The organism is Streptomyces sp. NPDC007808 (genome assembly GCF_042868655.1).
Classification (GTDB): Bacteria; Actinomycetota; Actinomycetes; order Streptomycetales; family Streptomycetaceae; genus Streptomyces.
The window spans coordinates 683,056-700,326 of record NZ_JBIAEQ010000004.1 but is presented as its reverse complement, the minus strand read 5'-3'; the positions used below and the strand labels follow the sequence as shown (position 1 = coordinate 700,326).

Here is a 17,271-nt window from a genome sequence, read left to right as displayed (position 1 = left end):
GCGCGGCCCGCCGGGGTTCCCGATCTTCGTGGGCGCTTGGGCCCTTCGGGTCCGGCTTCCCCGGACCGCCGGACTCAGCCGCCGTACACGTGGGGCGCGAGCGTACCGACGAACGGGAGGTTGCGGTACTTCTCGGCGTAGTCGAGGCCGTAGCCGACGACGAACTCGTTGGGGATGTCGAAGCCGACCCACTCGACGTCGATGGCGACCTTGGCGGCGTCCGGCTTGCGCAGCAGGGTGCACACCTTGAGCGACTCGGGCTCGCGGGAGCCGAGGTTGGACAGCAGCCAGGACAGCGTCAGGCCGGAGTCGATGATGTCCTCGACGATCAGGACGTGCTTGCCCTTGATGTCGGTGTCGAGGTCCTTGAGGATCCGCACGACCCCGGAGGACTGGGTGCCCGCGCCGTACGACGACACGGCCATCCAGTCCATGGTGACAGGGGTGGACAGCGCCCGGGCGAGGTCGGCCATGACCATCACCGCGCCCTTGAGGACACCGACGATGAGCAGGTCCTTGCCCTCGTACTCCGCGTCGATCTTCGCGGCCAGCTCGGCCAGCTTCGCGTCGATCTCTTCCTTGGTGATGAGTACCTGCTTGAGGTCGGCACCCATGTCTTTCGCGTCCACCCGCATCACTTTCGGTCGGTCGTCCCACCGGCTTCCCCGCCCCTCCGTCCGGTGTGCGGAGGGGTCGGGATTCAGCCTTGCCGAATCACCAGTCTGCCACCCTGGCGCTGGGCGACGACTTTGCCGGGGAGATTGATGGCTCCCTGGCCGCGCCAGCCGGTGATGAGGCGGTCCACTTCCTCGATGTGACGGGCGAAGAGGGCACCGGCGGGCGCACCGGCCTCGATGGCGGCACGGCGCAGGATGCGGCGGCGGACGGCGGGCGGCAGCGCGTACAACTTGGCGCACTCCAGGAGCCCGGCCGCGTCGCGTACGGCGGCCTCGGCCTGGCCGGCCCAGGCGTCGAGGGCGTCGGCGTCGTCGCGGGAGAGCTGGGCGGTGCGCGCGAGGGCCTCGACGACGCCCTTGCCGAGCGCCTTCTCCAGGGCGGGCAGGCCCTCGTGGCGCAGGCGGGAGCGGGTGTAGGCGGGGTCCGCGTTGTGGGGGTCGTCCCAGACGGGCAGGGACTGGACCATGCACGCCTTACGGGCGGTCTGCCGGTCGAGTCCGAGGAAGGGGCGGCGGTAACGGCCGCCGGCCCCCGAGACCGCGGCCATTCCGGACAGGGAGCGGATGCCGGAGCCGCGGGCGAGACCGAGCAGGACGGTCTCGGCCTGGTCGTCGCGGGTGTGGCCGAGGAGAACGGCGCGGGCGTCATGGCGTACGGCCGCCTCGTCGAGGGCGGCGTAGCGGGCGTCGCGGGCGGCGGCCTCGGGTCCGCCCGCGCGGCCGACGGTGACGGCGATGGACTCGACCGGGTCGAGGCCGAGTTCGCGCAGACGCAGGACCACTTCCTCGGCGCGCAGGTCGGAGCCGGGCTGCAGGCCGTGGTCGATGGTGACGCCACCGGCGCGGATGCCGAGCTTGGGGGCTTCGAAGGCGAGCGCGGAGGCGAGGGCCATGGAGTCGGCGCCGCCGGAGCACGCGACGAGCACGAGCGGGGAGGGGGGTCGCTCGTGCGGTGCGGTGCTCGGGGGTTCCGCCGAGGTGACGCGGGGGAGCTCGTGCGACGGCTCGCGCGCCGTGGTGTCGTCCGTGGCAGCGGCGCGTGTGAGGTCGGACGCGGCCGGGGCGGTCGGGGTGCCGGCCGGCGTGGCGTACGAGACCGCCGCGCGCGGACTGCCGGGCGGGGTGGTGTCGGTGATGCGGCTGTGTTCGTCGAGGATGTCGTGGAGGACGCGGCGGACCGCCAGGCGTATCGCCGCGACCGCAGGATGGGGACCCATGTCCGGTTCCCTTCATGAAATTGTCGGGGGGTGAGCCCGAGCTCGGTCACTCAGAGTGTGTAGATGGTGACAGAACCGGGCCGTTCCCCGAGCATTGCACGCCTACCCATGGCTCACGGTCCCTCGGACGGGTGATTGAAGGGGCGTTCGCCTGCCGACGGCGGGATCCGGTTCACGACCTTCGTATGAGATGCACAACTCCCTGCGGGTTTCACGACTCGGCCTTGCGGTGCACCCGCGCGATCCAGTCCGCCGGTTTGGAGATCTCCGCCTTGGTCGGGAGGGTGTTCGGGGAGGTCCACACGCGGTTGAAGCCGTCCATGCCGACCTGGTCCACGACAGCCCGCACGAAGCGTTCGCCGTCGCGGTACTGCCGGAGTTTGGCGTCCAGTCCGAGCAGCTTGCGCAGGGCGAGGTCCAGACGGGAGGCGCCCTTGGCGCGCCGCTGCTGGAATTTCTCGCGGATCTCCGCGACGGACGGCACGACCTGGGGGCCTACGCCGTCCATCACGAAGTCGGCGTGGCCTTCGAGCAGCGACATCACGGCGGTGAGGCGGCCGAGGATCTCGCGCTGCGCCGGGGTCTGCACCAGTTCGACGAAGGACCGTCCGCCGTCGTCCTCCTCGGCCTCCGGCCGGCTGCCCGCGAGGGACTGGGCTGCCTCGCGGATGCGTTCGAGGACGGTCATGGGGTCGACGTCGGTCTCCCCCAAGAAAGACTGGATTTCGCCCTCCAGGTGGTCGCGCAGCCACGGCACCGCGCTGAACTGCGTGCGGTGGGTCTCCTCGTGCAGGCAGACCCACAGGCGGAAGTCGTGCGGGTGCACGTCGAGTTCGCGCTCCACGTGCACGATGTTCGGGGCGACGAGGAGGAGTCGGCCGCCGCCGTTCTCGCCCGCGGGGAGTTCGCGGGTGGCGGGGGCGAAGGTCTCGTACTGGCCGAGGACGCGGGAGGCGAGGAAGGACAGCAGCATGCCGAGTTCGACGCCGGTGACCTTGCCGCCGACGGCACCGAGGACGGCGCCGCCGGTGCTGCCGCCGCGCCGCTCCTGCATCTTCTCCAGCAGGGGCTTGAGGATCTCGCGGAACCCGGCGACGTTCGCCCGCACCCAGCCGGGCCGGTCGACGACCAGGACGGGGGTGTCGTGAACGTCCTCCGTGCCCATACGAGTGAAGCCCCGGACGTGTTCCTCCGAGGCTTTGGCATGTCGGCGCAGCTCGGCGACGACGGCCCGGGCCTCGTCGCGGCTCACCTCGGGGCCCGGCCGTACGAGCCGGGTCGCGGTCGCCACCGCGAGATTCCAGTCGACCATCTCGGCACCACCGATGCTCGTCATGTGTCAACCGTACGTGAGCGTTCCCGCTGGGGGCAGGCCACGCGGGGCGGCGGGGCCGCGGTGCCCTCCGAGGGCGCGCGCCGTCGGGGGTGGCGGTGGCGGGGCGCCGCGGTCAGCGGCACCCGCAGGACGCCAGTGCCGTCACGGCCTTGTCCAGGGCCGACTGCGCTGCCGCCGGGTCGGTCGTGTTGGTGGCCAGGAGGGCGAAGGACAGCAGCCTGCCGTCCTGGTCGACCACCGTGCCGGCCAGGGCGTTCACCCCTGTCAGGGTGCCGGTCTTGGCTCGTACGACGCCTGCGGGGCCGTCCGTGTAGCGGCTGGTCAGGGTGCCGGTGAAGCCGGCGACGGGCAGGCCCGTGAGGGTGGGGCGCAGTTCGGGGTGGGTCGGGTCGGCGGCCTTGGCCAGGAGGGTCGCCAGGAGGCCCGGGGTGAGTTTGTCGGCGCGGTCCAGGCCGCTGCCGTCCTTGACGTCGACGCCGGACATCGGCAGGCCCAGCTTCTTCAGCTGGGCCTCGATCGCCGCTCCGGCGCCGGCGTAGTCGGCGCGTTCGCCGCCGGCCACGGCCGTCTGGCGGGCCAGGGCCTCGCCGATGTCGTTGTCGCTGTTGGTGAGCATGCGCTCGACCAGGGCGGAGAGCGGGGGCGAGGACACCTCGGCGAGGGCCTCGGCGCGGTCGGTCGCCTTGGACGGGCCGGGGGACGTCGTCCTGATGCCGTGGTCGGCGAGGAAGGAGGCGAACCTGTCCGCCGCGTCCTTCGCCGGGTCGGCCACCCGTGGTGCCGGGCCCCTCGTGGAGTCGTCGGTGCGGGCCTCGTCGGCCATGAGGGCGGTGATCGGGGCGAGGTTGTCGTTCACTCCGATGGGGTGCAGTGCGGGGCCCTCGTACAGCGTGGTGTCGTACGAGAGGGTGACCTCGCGCAGGTCGCGCTTCTTCAGCGCGCGTGCCGTCGCGTCGGCCAGGTCGCGCAGGCTCGCCCAGCCCTTGGTCTGCTTGCGGGCCGTCAGGGTGGGGTCGCCGCCGCCGACGAGGACCAGTTCCCCGGTGTCGGGTTCCAGGGCGGTGCGGGTGGTGAGGCGGTGGTCGGGGCCCAGCGCGGCCAGCGCCGCCGCGGCGGTGGCGATCTTCGTCGTCGAGGCGGGGGTGAGGGAGGCGGTGGCTCCCGCGCCGTAGAGGCGCTTGCCGGTGGCCACGTCCACGATCGCGGCGGCGGCGCGGGTGCCGAGTTCGGGCACGTCCAGCAGCGGGTCGAGGACGTCGGCGAGGGCTCGGCCGTCCGGCGCCGACTTCACGGTGTCGACGCCGCCGCCCAGGCCGGTGAGGACGGCGGGCGCGCTGGGGGCGGGGCGGGGCCCCTCGGCGGTCGTGCCGGACGTCTCGGGACGACCGTGATCTGCGCCACCCGTGCGCTCCCGGGCGGCCGCCCAGTCCCGCTCGGCCGTACGCTGACCGGTGGAGTCCCAGGGGCCGACGGTGGTCACCACTCCGGCGGCCAGGGCCAGTCCGGCGGTGGCGGCGCCCGCGGTGTACTGCCAGGTCTTCGGCCCTCGTGACCGCGTGACCTGCGGGGTGACGGCTCGCGTGATCCGTGCGAACCGCGGTTTCGCGGCCGTCGCGGCGCGTGCGAGACGGGGGCGTACGGCGTCCGCGGCTTGTGCCAGACGCGGTCGTACGGCGCTCGCGACCCGCGTCACCCGCGGCCCCGCGGCCCGCCAAGGCCTCAGCTTGGGCACGACCACCAGCCCCTTTCGCGATCACACACCTGCGTGAGGGACACTTAACCACCAGAACTATGTGTTGATCATGGAGGAGCCACCGGTGGAGTTCGACGTCACGATCGAGATTCCGAAGGGTTCGCGGAACAAGTACGAGGTGGACCACGAGACCGGTCGGATCCGCCTGGACCGTCGACTCTTCACTTCGACCGCCTACCCGACCGACTACGGCTTCGTCGAGAACACCCTCGGCGAGGACGGCGACCCGCTGGACGCGCTGGTCATCCTGGACGAGCCGACGTTCCCGGGCTGCCTCATCAAGTGCCGCGCGATCGGCATGTTCCGTATGACGGACGAGGCGGGCGGCGACGACAAGCTGCTGTGCGTGCCGGCGACGGACCCGCGTGTGGAGCACCTGCGTGACATCCACCACGTGTCCGAGTTCGACCGCCTGGAGATCCAGCACTTCTTCGAGGTCTACAAGGACCTGGAGCCCGGCAAGTCCGTCGAGGGCGCCAACTGGGTGGGCCGTGTCGACGCCGAGATCGAGATCGAGCGCTCGTACAAGCGGTTCAAGGAGCAGGGCGGCCACTGAGCACCCCCGCTTTCGGACATATTGAACGGGCCGCACGCGCATGCGCGTGCGGCCCGTTCGTGTGTCTGTGCGCATACTGAGTGCGGCAGGAGGTGTCGTACGAGGAGCGCTACGCACGTGACGGACGTGGAGGACCGCAAACCGCAGTCGGACGAGGCGAGGATGGCCTTCAGGCCACCGGCCGGCGTCGAGGTGGGGGACAGCGAGTCGGAGACCACCTCCGAGTTCGCCCTTCCCAAGGGGCTCGGGGTCCCGCAGACGCCGGTCCAGGAGCCGGAGAGGTCGGCGTTCAGCACACCGAGGGTCTACAGCGTCGAGGACGCACCGCCGGCGTTCACCCCCGCCACCGGCATCCCACGGGTCAGCCTGACCAAGGACCTGCCCTGGCAGGACCGGATGCGCACGATGCTGCGTATGCCGGTGGCCGAGCGGCCGGCGCCGGAGCGGATGCCGAAGGCGGAGGAGGACGAGGGCCCGGCCGTCCCGCGCGTGCTCGACCTGACGCTGCGTATCGGCGAGCTGCTGCTGGCGGGCGGCGAGGGCGCGGAGGACGTGGAGGCGGCGATGTTCGCGGTCTGCCGGTCCTACGGCCTGGACCGCTGCGAGCCGAACGTCACCTTCACCCTGCTGTCGATCTCGTACCAGCCGTCGCTGGTGGACGACCCGGTGTCGGCGTCGCGTACGGTACGCCGCCGCGGCACCGACTACACCCGGCTGGCGGCCGTGTACCGGCTCGTGGACGAACTCAGCGACCCCGAGACCCACTTCTCCCTGGAGGAGGCCTACCGGCGGCTCGCGGAGATCCGGCGCAACCGGCACCCGTATCCCACCTGGGTGCTGACCGGGGCGAGCGGGCTGCTGGCGGGAGCGGCGTCCGTGCTGGTCGGCGGTGATCTGGTCGTCTTCGTCGCCGCCATGGTGGGCGCGATGCTCGGGGACCGGCTGGCGTGGCTGTGCGCGGGGCGCGGGCTGCCGGAGTTCTACCAGTTCACCGTGGCCGCGATGCCGCCGGCCGCGATAGGGGTCGCGCTGACGCTCGCGCACGTCGATGTGAAGGCGTCCGCGGTGATCACCGGTGGGCTGTTCGCGCTGCTGCCGGGGCGGGCGCTGGTGGCGGGGGTGCAGGACGGGCTGACCGGGTTCTACATCACCGCCTCCGCGCGCCTGCTGGAGGTCATGTACTTCTTCGTCGGCATCGTCGTCGGCGTGCTGGTGATCCTGTACTTCGGCGTGAACCTGGGCGCCAAGCTCAACCCGGACGCGGCGCTGCACATCTCCGAGCGGCCGTACTGGCAGATCGGCGCGTCGATGCTGCTGTCGCTGACGTTCGCGGTGCTGCTTCAGCAGGAACGATCCACCGTGCTCGCCGTGACGCTCAACGGGGGTGTCGCGTGGGTGGTGTACGGCGCGATGCACTATGCCGGTGAGCTGTCACCGGTCGCGTCGACGGCTGTGGCGGCCGGTGTGGTCGGGTTGTTCGGGCAGCTGATGGCTCGGTACCGGTTCGCCTCGGCGCTGCCGTACACGACTGCCGCGATCGGTCCGCTGCTGCCCGGATCCGCCACGTACTTCGGGCTGCTGTCGATCGCGCAGAACAAGGTCGACGCCGGGCTGGTGTCGCTGGCCACGGCGGCTTCCCTGGCCATGGCCATCGCGATCGGGGTGAACCTCGGGTCGGAGATCTCGCGGATGTTCCTGCGGATTCCGGGTGGAGCGGATTCCGGGCGCAAGGCAGCCAAGCGGACGCGGGGCTTCTGACGCCGTAGCGCCTGGGCCCCGCGCCCCTCACCGGCGTCTCAGTAGCCCTGTCCGGGCGGGTACTGCTGGTTGTGCTGGTTGCCGTACGGCTGCTGGCTGCCGTACGGCTGCTGGCTGCCGTACGGCTGCTGGTTTCCGTAGCCCTGCGGGTACTGCTGGGCGTACGGCTGCTGCTGGGGCTGCTGGTCGTGGTACTGCTCGTCGTAGCCGTACGGCCGGCCGCCCTGGTCGCCGTAGTGCTGCTGGGGCTGGTCGTCGGACGGGATGCGGCGGAGCTGGGTCGTCGCGTCGTCCATCCGGGGGGCCTGCTGGGGCTGTGCGGCCGGGGCCTCGGCCGCCGCGCGCTTCTTCTTCGCACGCTCCCGCAGGTACTCGATGATGATCGGGACCACGGAGACGAAGACGATCAGGACGAGGATCGCCTCGACGTTCTTGTTGATGAAGTCGATCTGCCCGAGCCAGTAGCCCGCGACGGTGACGCCGACGCCCCAGGCGATGCCGCCGATGACGTTGTACGTCAGGAACGTGCGGTACTGCATACGGCCGGCGCCCGCCACGATGGGGGCGAAGGTGCGCACGATCGGCACGAAGCGGGCCAGGACGATCGCCTTGGGGCCGTACTTCTCCATGAACTCGTGGGCTTTGTCCAGATTCTCCTGTTTGAAGAGCCTGGAGTTCGGGCGGTTGAAGAGCTTCGGTCCGAGGAACTTGCCGATCATGTAACCGACCTGGTCACCGATGACGGCGGCCAGCACGATGAGCGTGCAGACCAGCCACAGGGGCTGGCTGATGTACTCACCCTGCGCCACGAAGAGGCCCGCCGTGAACAGCAGCGAGTCGCCGGGCAGGAACGCGAAGAGGCCCGACTCGGCGAAGACGATCAGCAGGATGCCCGGGAGGCTGAAGGTCTCGATCAGATAATGCGGGTCGAGCCACTCGGGGCCGAGCGCAAGCGTGGTCACGGGATGTGGCTCCTGCTGAGTGGGGGCGGGCGGGGTGCAGCTGGCTGCTCAATTATCAACGCCGCACCGGGTGCCCAGGTTCCATGGACCCCCTCAGGATGCACTGTGCCCCCGCTGGGACAAAGCTGTGCTGTATGGGTATCGAAGAGTACGGCGGCGGGCAGGGACCCCGGCCCGACGTCCTTGTAGTGACCACGAACGACGTCCCCGGCCATCGCGTCACCGAGGTCCTCGGCGAGGTCTTCGGACTGACCGTGCGCTCCCGGCATGTCGGCAGCCAGATCGGCGCCGGGCTGAAGTCGCTGGTCGGCGGTGAACTCAAAGGGCTCACCAAGACGCTCGTGGAGACCCGCAACCAGGCCATGGAACGGCTCGTGGAGCAGGCACGCGCGCGGGGCGCCAACGGCGTCCTGGCGTTCCGCTTCGACGTGACCGAGGCCGCCGACGTGGGCACCGAGGTGTGTGCCTACGGGACCGCGGTGGTCCTGGCCCGGGAGTGACCCGTACGGGGTCCCGGGCCAGGGATCAGGAGGTGTGGCGGGCCGCGTTGGCCAGGATGGCGTCCTTCATGTAGGCCGCGAGGCCCGGCTTGGCCGCGTCGATGTTGCGCGTGAACCGCTCGTCCGCCACGTACATCTCACCGAGGCAGGTGTGTATCTCGTACCCGCAGTCGTAGTGGTTGCGGGAGATTCCACGGCGGTGCTCCTCGGCGGCGTCCATGGCCGCCTCACAGTCCGCCGGCTCACCGGCCTCCATCAGCGCGACGAAACGCCGGGTGAGCTCCTCGGCCTCGCGCTGGATGCGCAGCCAGTCCTCCTTGGTGTAGGAGGCGGCGCGCTGCTGGGACTGCCGGTAGGCGTCGGTGTCGCCCCAGCGCTGCTGCACCTCCTCCTCGTACTGTTCGGGGTCGAAGTCCCCGAACACCTCGAACTTCTCCTGCGGTGTGAGGTTGATCCCCATCGTGCGTGCCTCCATGGCGTGCTCCACGGCCTCCGCCATCTTCTGCAGCTTCTCGATCCGGGCGGTCAGCAGCTCGTGCTGCCGGCGCAGGTGTTCGCGCGGGTCCGCGTCCGGGTCGTCGAGCAGGGCGGCGACCTCTTCGAGCGGGAAGCCGAGCTCGCGGTAGAACAGGATCTGCTGCAGCCGGTCGAGGTCGCCGTCGCTGTAGCGCCGGTGTCCCGCGTGGCTGCGCTCGCTGGGCGCGAGCAGGCCGATGGCGTCGTAGTGGTGCAGCGTGCGCACGGTCACTCCGGCGAAGCCCGCCACCTGTCCCACGGAGTAGCTCACTTCCGCTCCCTTCTCGGTACGCACTCCACGGTGGGCCCTCACGTGGCGTGAGGTGCAAGCCCGACGGTACGGACCTACCGTCGTATGCATGCCACTGCATCGTGGGGACAGCGAGGGACCGGACGAGGAGGGCGGCCGGGGCAGACTCGCCGTCAATCCCTTCTACGGTGAGGCGAACCCGGTCGTCGCCATGACCGAGGCCCCGCCCCGGCACCGGCTGCCGCGCTCTCCCCTGCCGCCGTCGACGGCGTACCAGCTGGTCCACGACGAACTGATGCTGGACGGCAACTCCCGGCTCAACCTGGCCACCTTCGTCACGACCTGGATGGAGCCGCAGGCCGGGGTGCTGATGGCGGAGTGCCGGGACAAGAACATGATCGACAAGGACGAGTACCCGCGCACCGCCGAGCTGGAACGGCGCTGTGTGGCGATGCTCGCCGACCTGTGGCACGCGCCCGACCCCTCGGCCGCCGTGGGCTGCTCCACCACCGGTTCCAGCGAGGCGTGCATGCTCGCCGGGATGGCGCTCAAGCGGCGCTGGGCGCGGCGCAACGCCGACCGGTATCCGGGTGCCCGCCCCAACCTCGTGATGGGCGTCAACGTCCAGGTCTGCTGGGAGAAGTTCTGCACCTTCTGGGAGGTGGAGGCGCGGCAGGTGCCCATGGAGGGCGAGCGGTTCCATCTCGATCCGCAGGCGGCGGCCGAGCTGTGCGACGAGAACACCATCGGGGTGGTCGGGATCCTCGGCTCCACCTTCGACGGGTCCTACGAGCCCGTCGAGGAGCTGTGCGCGGCCCTCGACGCCCTGCAGGAGCGGACCGGGCTCGACGTCCCGGTGCATGTGGACGGGGCGTCGGGCGCCATGGTCGCGCCCTTCCTCGACGAAGAGCTGGTGTGGGACTTCCGGTTGCCGAGAGTCGCCTCCATCAACACCTCGGGCCACAAGTACGGGCTGGTCTACCCCGGTGTCGGCTGGGCGCTGTGGCGGGACCAGGAGGCCCTGCCCGAGGAGCTGGTGTTCCGCGTCAACTACCTGGGCGGTGACATGCCGACCTTCGCGCTGAACTTCTCCCGCCCGGGCGCGCAGGTCGTCGCGCAGTACTACTCGTTCCTGCGGCTGGGCCGGGAGGGGTACCGGGCCGTGCAGCAGGCGGCCAGGGACGTGGCCCGGAAGGTCGCCCGGGCGGTGGACCGGTTGGACGACTTCCGGCTGCTGACCAGGGGCGACGAGTTGCCGGTCTTCGCCTTCACGACGGCGCCTCAGGTGCGGGCGTACGACGTCTTCGACGTCTCCCGGCGGCTGCGGGAGAAGGGCTGGCTGGTCCCCGCGTACACCTTCCCGCCGAACCGGGAGGACCTGTCCGTCCTCAGGGTCGTCTGCCGCAACGGGTTCTCCGAGGACCTCGCCGAGCTGTTCGCGGAGGACCTGGGCCGGCTGCTGCCGGAGCTGCGCCGGCAGCCGCGGCCCCTGACCCGGGACAAGGACGCGGCCACCGGCTTCCACCACTAGCGCCTGGTCCGACCGCGGCCCTAACGGCTCAGGCGCGCGTACCGCCGTACCGCGAGCGGGAAGAACACCGCCAGGAGCAGCAGCGGCCACACGATCGCCGCTGGGACGTGGTCGGTGCCCGCACCGCGGAACAGGTCGCGTACGGCCGTCGCCGTGTGGGACATCGGGTTCCACTCGACGACGGTTCCCAGCCAGTCCGGCATGGTCCGGGGCAGGGCGAGGGCGTTGGACAGGAAGCCGATCGGCCAGACCAGGATCTGCACCGCCTGCACCATCTCCGGCTTCCCTGCGACCAGGGCGAGGTGGATACCGATCCACAGCATGGCGAATCGGAACAACAGCAGCAGTCCGACCGCGCCCAGGAAGGCGCCCGGGCCGCCGTCCGGACGCCAGCCGAGCGCATGGCCGATGCCCATCAGGACGAACACGGCGAGCGCCGACTGGAGCATGTCGGCCGTCGAACGGCCCACCAGGACCGCGCCGTTGGCCATCGGCATCGACCGGAAGCGGTCGACGACGCCCTTGTCGAGGTCCTGGGTGACCGCGATCATCGTGCCTTCGAGGCCGAAGGCCATGGTGAGCGCGAGCATGCCGGGCAGCAGGTAGTCGATGTAGGAGCCCTGGACGCCCCGGCCACCGCCGATGAGGTAGCCGAACATCAGCAGCAGCATCACGGGGAACACCAGGTTGACCACGACCTGCACGGGCTGCCGCGCCCAGTGGGCGAGTTCACGGCGGGTCATGGTCCAGGAGTCGGTCAGGGCGTGGGCGCTCATGCTCATGCGGGCTCCTTCACTCGGCGGTCGTCTCCCGTGAGGTGCAGGAACACCTCGTCCAGCGTCGGCCGGCGCAGTGCGATGTCCTCCGCCTCGATTCCGGCCCGCTCCAGGGCCCGTACGACGCCGGAGAGCGCCGCCATCCGGTCGCTGACCGCGGCGCTGAGCAGGCGGCGGTCGGCGTCGACGCGCACGTCGTCCTTCGGTACGGGCAGCACGGCCACGGCCGCGCCCAGCTGACCGGCGTCACGCAGGACGACATCGATGCGGTCACCGCCGGTCAGCGCCTTGAGCTGGTCCGCGGTGCCGTCGGCGATGACGCGGCCGGCGTCGACGACACAGATGCGGTCGGCGAGTTGGTCGGCCTCCTCCAGGTACTGGGTGGTGAGCAGGACCGTCGTGCCGCCGCCGACCAGCGAGCGGACGGCGGACCAGACCTCCGCACGACCGCGCGGGTCGAGGCCGGTGGTGGGTTCGTCGAGGAAGAGCACCTGCGGCTCGGTGATGAGCGAGGTCGCGAGGTCCAGACGCCGGCGCATGCCGCCGCTGTACCGCTTGACCGGCTTGCGCCCGGTGTCGGCGAGGCCGAAGCGCTCCAGGAGCTCGCCTGCCCGCACGCGCGCGCGGCGGGCGCCCAGATGGGAGAGGCGGCCGAACATCTCCAGGTTCTGGTGACCGTCCAGTTCCTCGTCCAGCGCCGTGTGCTGACCGAGGAGGCCGATGCGCAGGCGGACCTCGTACGCCTGGCGGAGCACGTCGTGCCCGGCCACCTCGACACGGCCGCTGTCCGGCCGCAGCAGCGTGGACAGGACGCGGACCAGCGTCGTCTTGCCCGCGCCGTTCGGGCCGAGCACTGCGTGCACCGTGCCGCGGGCGACCCGGAGGTCGAGCCCGTCCAGTGCGTGCCTGCCGTTCTTGCCGCCGTACTTCTTGCGTGCCCCTTCGACGATGATCGCGGGGTCGGCCACTGACACTCCTTCGCTAGTCAAACTTGACTACAGCTCGAAGCTAATACCCTGGACCCGCATTAGTCAAACTTGATTAATGAGGATCCTCGGGATGCCGCTCCCCCGTCGCGTACGGGTTCTCCTGATCCTCGGCGAGGATGCCGACGAACGGTTCGCCCTCACCGGAGAAGGTGTAGGCGCCGCCCCGGATGCGGTCGATGAGGCCGCGGGTCCACTCGGCACCGGTGTCGGCGGAGTGCACCCAGAAGTTCATGATCTCGCCGATGTGGCCGAGCTGGCCCGGACCGTCCTCGGGCGTGTAGTACTCGGTGACACCCTTGCGCCACTCCTCGATACGGCGCACCCGCTCCTCCAGGAGGGCGAGGACCTCCTCACGGTCCAGGTCGACCATGAAGCCGAGCGCCGCCGTGAGCACGTCGGGACGCTGGTCGTACGCCGTGAGGTACTCACGCACCAGGCCGAGGTACTCGGTGACGCCCTGCTCGGTGATCTCGTACTCCGTGCGGGGCGGCCCGCCGACCGTGGACGGGGCGACCTCGTGCGAGAGCAGCAGCCCCTGCTTCGCCATCTGCTTCAGGGCGTGGTAGATCGAGCCGGGCTTGGCGTTGGACCACTCGTGCGCGCCCCAGTACTCCAGGTCGTTGCGCACCTGGTACCCATGGGCCCGCCCGTGCTGACGGACCGCGCCGAGCACCAGGAGACGGATCGCTGACATGGTGCCCAGAGTAGGGCCGGGCCGCCTGGGCGCACCGGGCAGCCCCGCCCCGCAGCCCCGGTCAGAACGGGAACCCGCTCCTGCCGTGCTGGACCGAGATCCACTTGACCGTCGTGAAGGCGTCCAGCATCGTCTCGCCGTTGAGGCGGCCGAGGCCGGAGTGCTTCTCGCCGCCGAAGGGGACGATCGGCTCGTCGTGGACGGTGCCGTCGTTCACATGGAACATGCCCGTGTCGATCCGCTTGGCGAAGGCGACGCCCCGCTCGACGTCGCCCGTGTGGACGGCGCCGCTGAGGCCGTACGGGGTGTCGTTGACCAGGCGTACGGCCTCCTCCTCGCCGTCGAACGGGACGAGGAAGGCGACCGGGCCGAAGACCTCCTGCCGGAGCAGGGCGGAGTCGGCGGGAACGTCCGTGAGGACCGACGGCTCCACCAGGTTGTCCGTCGTCGTACCGCGCACCAGGGCCGTCGCGCCCTCGGCGATCGCCTGCTCGACGACGGCCGAGAGCGCGTCCGCCTGCGAGGAGTTGATGACCGGGCCGATGACCGTCTCCGGGTCGCGCGGGTCACCGGTTTTCAGCGACTTCACCTTGGCCACGAACTTCTCGGTGAACTCCGCCACGACCGAGCGGTCGACGAGCACCCGGTTCGCGGCCATGCAGACCTGGCCCTGGTGGACGTACCGGCTGAAGACCGCGGCGTCGACCGCGTAGTCGACGTCGGCGTCGTCGAGGACCACCAGCGCGCTGTTGCCGCCGAGTTCGAGGACCGAGCGCTTGAACTGCGAGGCGCAGACGGTGGCGACGTGCCGGCCGACCTTGTCGGAGCCGGTGAAGGAGATGACCTTCGGGACGGGGTGCTCGATGAAGGCGTCGCCTATCTCCGCGATGTCGGTGATGACGACGTTGAGGAGCCCGGCGGGCAGGCCCGCGTCCTCGAAGATCTTCGCGACCAGGGAGCCGCCGCAGATCGGGGTGTTCTGGTGGGGCTTGAGGACCACGCCGTTGCCGAGCGCGAGGGCCGGGGCGACCGACTTGACGGAGAGGAGGAAGGGGAAGTTGAAGGGGCTGATGACGCCCACCACGCCGACCGGCACACGGTAGACGCGGTTCTCCTTGCCGTCCGTCGGCGACGGGATGATCTTGCCCTCGGGGCGCAGTGCCAGATGGATCGCCTCGCGCAGGAACTCCTTGGCGAGGTGCAGTTCGAAGGCCGCCTTCAGCCGGGTGCCGCCGAGCTCGGCGATGATCACCTCGGAGATCTCCTGCTCACGGTCCTCGATCAGCCGCAGCGCCTTCTCGAAGACCGCGCGGCGGGCGTAGGGGTTGGTGGCGCCCCACTGCTTCTGGGCGCGGGCCGCCGCCCGGTACGCCTGGTCCACCTCGTCGACCGTGGCTATCGTGATCGACGCCAGCTTCTCACCGTCGTACGGGTTGAAGTCGATGATGTCCCAGGAGCCGGTGCCCGAACGCCACTCACCGTCGATGTACTGCTGAGCCAGGTCGGTGAAGTACGACGACATGTGATCCCTCAATCCCTAGCGGAGACCCGGTCGACTGATCGCGGAAGCCTCGATCGGCTCGATCACCCTTGATCGTCCTCGCGGTCTGATCACACGTCATCGTACTTGTGTTTCAAGAGAGTTGGAGGAGACCTCGGAGAACATCCCGGCTCTCGTCCGGGCCCGGACTGTCGTGCTGGAGTTCCTTCAGCGCCGACTCGTACTGGGTGACGTCCTCGCGCTTGTCCAGGTACAGGGCGCTGGTGAGCTGCTCCAGGTAGACCACGTCAGACAGGTCGGACTCGGGGAAGCTGAGGATGGTGAAGGCGCCGGACTCCCCGGAGTGGCCGCCGAAGCTGAACGGCATCACCTGGAGGCGGACGTTCGGGCGCTCGGAGATCTCGATCAGGTGCTGGAGCTGCCCGCGCATGACCTCGCGGTCGCCGTAGGGGCGGCGCAGGGCGGCCTCGTCGAGGACGATGTGGAACTCGGGGGCGTTCTCGGAGACGAGGTACTTCTGGCGCTCCAGGCGCAGGGCCACGCGCCGCTCCACGTCCGCCTCGCTGGCGCCCTTCATGCCGCGCCGCACGACCGCGCGCGCGTACTGCTCCGTCTGCAGCAGCCCGTGCACGAACTGCACCTCGTAGGCGCGGATGAGGCTGGCGGCGCCCTCCAGGCCGACGTAAGTGGGGAACCAGCTCGGCAGCACGTCGGAGTAACTGTGCCACCAGCCCGCGACGTTGGCCTCGCGCGCGAGGGAGAGCAGGGAGTTGCGCTCCACCTCGTCCGTGATGCCGTACAGGGTCAACAGGTCTTCGACGTCACGTGTTTTGAAGCTCACCCGGCCCAGCTCCATCCGGCTGATCTTCGACTCGGAGGCGCGGATCGAGTAACCCGCCGCCTCGCGCGTGATCCCGCGCGCTTCCCGAAGTCGCCTCAGTTGCGAGCCGAGCAGCATGCGCCGCACCACCGATCCGGGCTCTCCCGCGCTCACGTTCGCCAGCCTCCCCAACCGTCTTCAGGGCCCGCAGTCTGCCACTAAATCACTTCGAGCAGTACTCGTCCGATTACAGAGACGGAAAGAAGCCAAGGATTCCACTCAGGAAGGAGACAACGTAAGGCACGGAGAGGGCGTGAAGTTGGCGGAAAAAATGGCCAACAAGCGGTACGGGAACGTCCAATTCGGTCACGTGCACGTGCATCTGCCCTTGCATCTGCTGTGCGCATCCGAAACCATGGTCCCGCGCAACCGCTGCATCGCAACGACCGCGAACTCCCGGGAGTGCCTCGCATGGGGACGAATGGATCGACCATGCTCAAGCCGTTACGGCAGGGCCTTCCGCCGCTGGATCCCGCAGACGTCTCCAACGCCGCCTCCTGCGCGCTGCCCGCGCGCTACGAAGCGGTGCGCGAGGCGCGGAAGTTCACGCGGCGCACCCTGGACCAGTGGGAGTTGGGCGATCGCTTCGACGACGTGTGCCTCGTCGTCTCGGAGTTGGTGACCAACGCACTGCGGCACGCCCTGCCGGCGGGTGCGCAGCGGACTCCGGAGCAGACGCCGCCGGTGCGGTTGCATCTGATGCGCTGGACCGAGCGGCTGGTGTGCGCGGTACGCGATCCCAGCCATGACAGCCCGGTCGCGCGCGATTCCGAGGACTTCTCGGCCGAGTCCGGACGCGGCCTGTTCCTGGTGGACTCCTTCAGTGACGGCTGGGGCTGGCATCCGATGGCGGGGACGCTGAGCGGCAAGGTGGTGTGGGCGCTGTTCCGGTTGCAGCCCTCACCGGCGGCCGTTGCGGCGTCGGCGTCGGCGGAGTGATGCGCCGCGGGGTTCGCTCAGGCCCTGACTCTACGCGCGTCACGCCGGGCGTGCCGTCCTGTGCGGTACGGAAGTGCCGTCGCGGTGGCCCTTTGCCGGCGAGAAGACGGTCCGGTCAGCTCGCGATCAGGTGGTCGAACTCGCCGTCCTTGATGCCGAGGAGCATCGCCTCTATCTCGGCGCGGGTGTAGACGAGGGCCGGGCCGTCGGGGAAGCGGGAGTTGCGTACCGCCACGTCCCCACCGGGCAGCCGGGCGAACTCCACGCACGATCCCTGGGAGTTGCTGTGCCTGCTCTTCTGCCATGCCACCCCGTTCAGATCCGTGGCTGCCATGCCGTTGTACACGTCGTGGTCCACAGGTCGCTCCCCGGTGGTGCGGTGGCTTCGAGGCCATTGATGCCAGAGATGGTGCAGTGGTGGTGCACCGGTCAACTG

17 protein-coding genes are annotated in these 17,271 nt (G+C 70.1%); 5 read left to right on the top strand and 12 right to left on the bottom strand.

Annotation, left to right across the window (positions count from 1 at the left end; translation table 11 throughout):
• Window positions 1–74 precede the first annotated feature (74 nt).
• The 4 genes from hpt to dacB all read right to left on the bottom strand — a co-directional run bounded on the left by hpt (window position 75) and on the right by dacB (window position 4,968).
• On the bottom strand, window positions 75–635 hold the full coding sequence (gene hpt / locus ACFYNL_RS18965) for a hypoxanthine phosphoribosyltransferase (RefSeq protein ID WP_031487462.1): 561 nt from the start codon (window positions 633–635) through the stop codon (window positions 75–77).
• Window positions 636–700: 65 nt separating this feature from the next.
• Window positions 701–1,894, bottom strand: a complete 1,194-nt coding sequence (gene tilS, locus ACFYNL_RS18960) for a tRNA lysidine(34) synthetase TilS (protein WP_388804378.1) — start codon at window positions 1,892–1,894, stop codon at window positions 701–703.
• A gap of 211 nt (window positions 1,895–2,105) precedes the next feature.
• Window positions 2,106–3,230, bottom strand: a complete 1,125-nt coding sequence (locus ACFYNL_RS18955; RefSeq protein ID WP_388804375.1) for a zinc-dependent metalloprotease — start codon at window positions 3,228–3,230, stop codon at window positions 2,106–2,108.
• Between the two features lie 112 nt (window positions 3,231–3,342).
• A complete protein-coding gene (gene dacB / locus ACFYNL_RS18950) occupies window positions 3,343–4,968 on the bottom strand; it encodes a D-alanyl-D-alanine carboxypeptidase/D-alanyl-D-alanine-endopeptidase (RefSeq protein WP_388804372.1) in 1,626 nt (541 codons plus the stop codon).
• A 79-nt stretch (window positions 4,969–5,047) separates the two neighbouring features.
• Here dacB and ACFYNL_RS18945 point away from each other — a divergent pair, with 79 nt between their 5' ends.
• Together ACFYNL_RS18945 and ACFYNL_RS18940 are read left to right on the top strand one after the other, a co-directional pair.
• Window positions 5,048–5,539: an inorganic diphosphatase gene (locus ACFYNL_RS18945; protein ID WP_019753733.1), complete on the top strand. Its 492-nt coding sequence runs from the start codon at window positions 5,048–5,050 to the stop codon at window positions 5,537–5,539.
• A gap of 117 nt (window positions 5,540–5,656) precedes the next feature.
• Window positions 5,657–7,297 (top strand): threonine/serine exporter ThrE family protein, encoded by a 1,641-nt coding sequence (locus ACFYNL_RS18940; protein ID WP_388804369.1) that lies wholly within the window; start codon window positions 5,657–5,659, stop codon window positions 7,295–7,297.
• A 38-nt stretch (window positions 7,298–7,335) separates the two neighbouring features.
• On the opposite strand, the gene ACFYNL_RS18935 is transcribed toward ACFYNL_RS18940, so the two are convergent.
• A complete protein-coding gene (locus ACFYNL_RS18935) occupies window positions 7,336–8,259 on the bottom strand; it encodes a DedA family protein (protein ID WP_388804366.1) in 924 nt (307 codons plus the stop codon).
• 134 nt (window positions 8,260–8,393) lie between these two features.
• Here ACFYNL_RS18935 and ACFYNL_RS18930 point away from each other — a divergent pair, with 134 nt between their 5' ends.
• Window positions 8,394–8,759 (top strand): heavy metal-binding domain-containing protein, encoded by a 366-nt coding sequence (locus ACFYNL_RS18930; RefSeq protein WP_019753737.1) that lies wholly within the window; start codon window positions 8,394–8,396, stop codon window positions 8,757–8,759.
• Window positions 8,760–8,784: 25 nt separating this feature from the next.
• Here the strand turns inward: ACFYNL_RS18930 and ACFYNL_RS18925 are convergent, their stop codons facing one another.
• Window positions 8,785–9,546, bottom strand: coding sequence for a MerR family transcriptional regulator (locus tag ACFYNL_RS18925; protein ID WP_388804363.1), 762 nt, complete (start codon window positions 9,544–9,546; stop codon window positions 8,785–8,787).
• 88 nt (window positions 9,547–9,634) lie between these two features.
• Here ACFYNL_RS18925 and ACFYNL_RS18920 point away from each other — a divergent pair, with 88 nt between their 5' ends.
• Window positions 9,635–11,056: a glutamate decarboxylase gene (locus tag ACFYNL_RS18920; RefSeq protein WP_388804361.1), complete on the top strand. Its 1,422-nt coding sequence runs from the start codon at window positions 9,635–9,637 to the stop codon at window positions 11,054–11,056.
• 20 nt (window positions 11,057–11,076) lie between these two features.
• On the opposite strand, the gene ACFYNL_RS18915 is transcribed toward ACFYNL_RS18920, so the two are convergent.
• The 5 genes from ACFYNL_RS18915 to ACFYNL_RS18895 form a co-directional block, all read right to left on the bottom strand.
• On the bottom strand, window positions 11,077–11,832 hold the full coding sequence (locus ACFYNL_RS18915) for an ABC transporter permease (RefSeq protein ID WP_388804624.1): 756 nt from the start codon (window positions 11,830–11,832) through the stop codon (window positions 11,077–11,079).
• A gap of 2 nt (window positions 11,833–11,834) precedes the next feature.
• Complete coding sequence (locus tag ACFYNL_RS18910) at window positions 11,835–12,800, bottom strand: ATP-binding cassette domain-containing protein (RefSeq protein ID WP_388804358.1); 966 nt, start codon at window positions 12,798–12,800, stop codon at window positions 11,835–11,837.
• A gap of 73 nt (window positions 12,801–12,873) precedes the next feature.
• Window positions 12,874–13,515 carry a PadR family transcriptional regulator gene (locus tag ACFYNL_RS18905; RefSeq protein WP_388804355.1) on the bottom strand — a complete coding sequence of 214 codons (642 nt, stop codon included), beginning with the start codon at window positions 13,513–13,515 and terminating at the stop codon, window positions 12,874–12,876.
• A gap of 61 nt (window positions 13,516–13,576) precedes the next feature.
• The gene (locus ACFYNL_RS18900; RefSeq protein WP_388804352.1) at window positions 13,577–15,037 is read right to left on the bottom strand and encodes an aldehyde dehydrogenase family protein; all 1,461 of its coding nucleotides are present in this window, start codon (window positions 15,035–15,037) and stop codon (window positions 13,577–13,579) included.
• Window positions 15,038–15,149: 112 nt separating this feature from the next.
• Complete coding sequence (locus ACFYNL_RS18895; protein ID WP_388804622.1) at window positions 15,150–15,974, bottom strand: helix-turn-helix domain-containing protein; 825 nt, start codon at window positions 15,972–15,974, stop codon at window positions 15,150–15,152.
• 333 nt (window positions 15,975–16,307) lie between these two features.
• Between ACFYNL_RS18895 and ACFYNL_RS18890 the strand changes: the two genes are divergently transcribed.
• The gene (locus ACFYNL_RS18890) at window positions 16,308–16,835 is read left to right on the top strand and encodes an ATP-binding protein (RefSeq protein ID WP_388804349.1); all 528 of its coding nucleotides are present in this window, start codon (window positions 16,308–16,310) and stop codon (window positions 16,833–16,835) included.
• 115 nt (window positions 16,836–16,950) lie between these two features.
• Here the strand turns inward: ACFYNL_RS18890 and ACFYNL_RS18885 are convergent, their stop codons facing one another.
• Window positions 16,951–17,169 carry a DUF397 domain-containing protein gene (locus ACFYNL_RS18885; RefSeq protein ID WP_388804619.1) on the bottom strand — a complete coding sequence of 73 codons (219 nt, stop codon included), beginning with the start codon at window positions 17,167–17,169 and terminating at the stop codon, window positions 16,951–16,953.
• Window positions 17,170–17,271 lie beyond the last annotated feature (102 nt).

Excerpts from the sequence above, each read along its gene's own strand:
- ACFYNL_RS18915 (WP_388804624.1), bottom strand. The coding sequence starts at position 11,832 with ATGAGCGCCCACGCCCTGACCGACTCCTGGACCATGACCCGCCGTGAA.
- ACFYNL_RS18885 (WP_388804619.1), bottom strand. The coding sequence starts at position 17,169 with ATGGCAGCCACGGATCTGAACGGGGTGGCATGGCAGAAGAGCAGGCAC.
- ACFYNL_RS18890 (WP_388804349.1), top strand. The coding sequence starts at position 16,308 with ATGGGGACGAATGGATCGACCATGCTCAAGCCGTTACGGCAGGGCCTT.
- ACFYNL_RS18895 (WP_388804622.1), bottom strand. The coding sequence starts at position 15,974 with ATGCTGCTCGGCTCGCAACTGAGGCGACTTCGGGAAGCGCGCGGGATC.
- tilS (WP_388804378.1), bottom strand. The coding sequence starts at position 1,894 with ATGGGTCCCCATCCTGCGGTCGCGGCGATACGCCTGGCGGTCCGCCGC.
- ACFYNL_RS18955 (WP_388804375.1), bottom strand. The coding sequence starts at position 3,230 with ATGACGAGCATCGGTGGTGCCGAGATGGTCGACTGGAATCTCGCGGTG.
- ACFYNL_RS18900 (WP_388804352.1), bottom strand. The coding sequence starts at position 15,037 with ATGTCGTCGTACTTCACCGACCTGGCTCAGCAGTACATCGACGGTGAG.
- ACFYNL_RS18920 (WP_388804361.1), top strand. The coding sequence starts at position 9,635 with ATGCCACTGCATCGTGGGGACAGCGAGGGACCGGACGAGGAGGGCGGC.
- ACFYNL_RS18905 (WP_388804355.1), bottom strand. The coding sequence starts at position 13,515 with ATGTCAGCGATCCGTCTCCTGGTGCTCGGCGCGGTCCGTCAGCACGGG.
- hpt (WP_031487462.1), bottom strand. The coding sequence starts at position 635 with ATGCGGGTGGACGCGAAAGACATGGGTGCCGACCTCAAGCAGGTACTC.
- ACFYNL_RS18930 (WP_019753737.1), top strand. The coding sequence starts at position 8,394 with ATGGGTATCGAAGAGTACGGCGGCGGGCAGGGACCCCGGCCCGACGTC.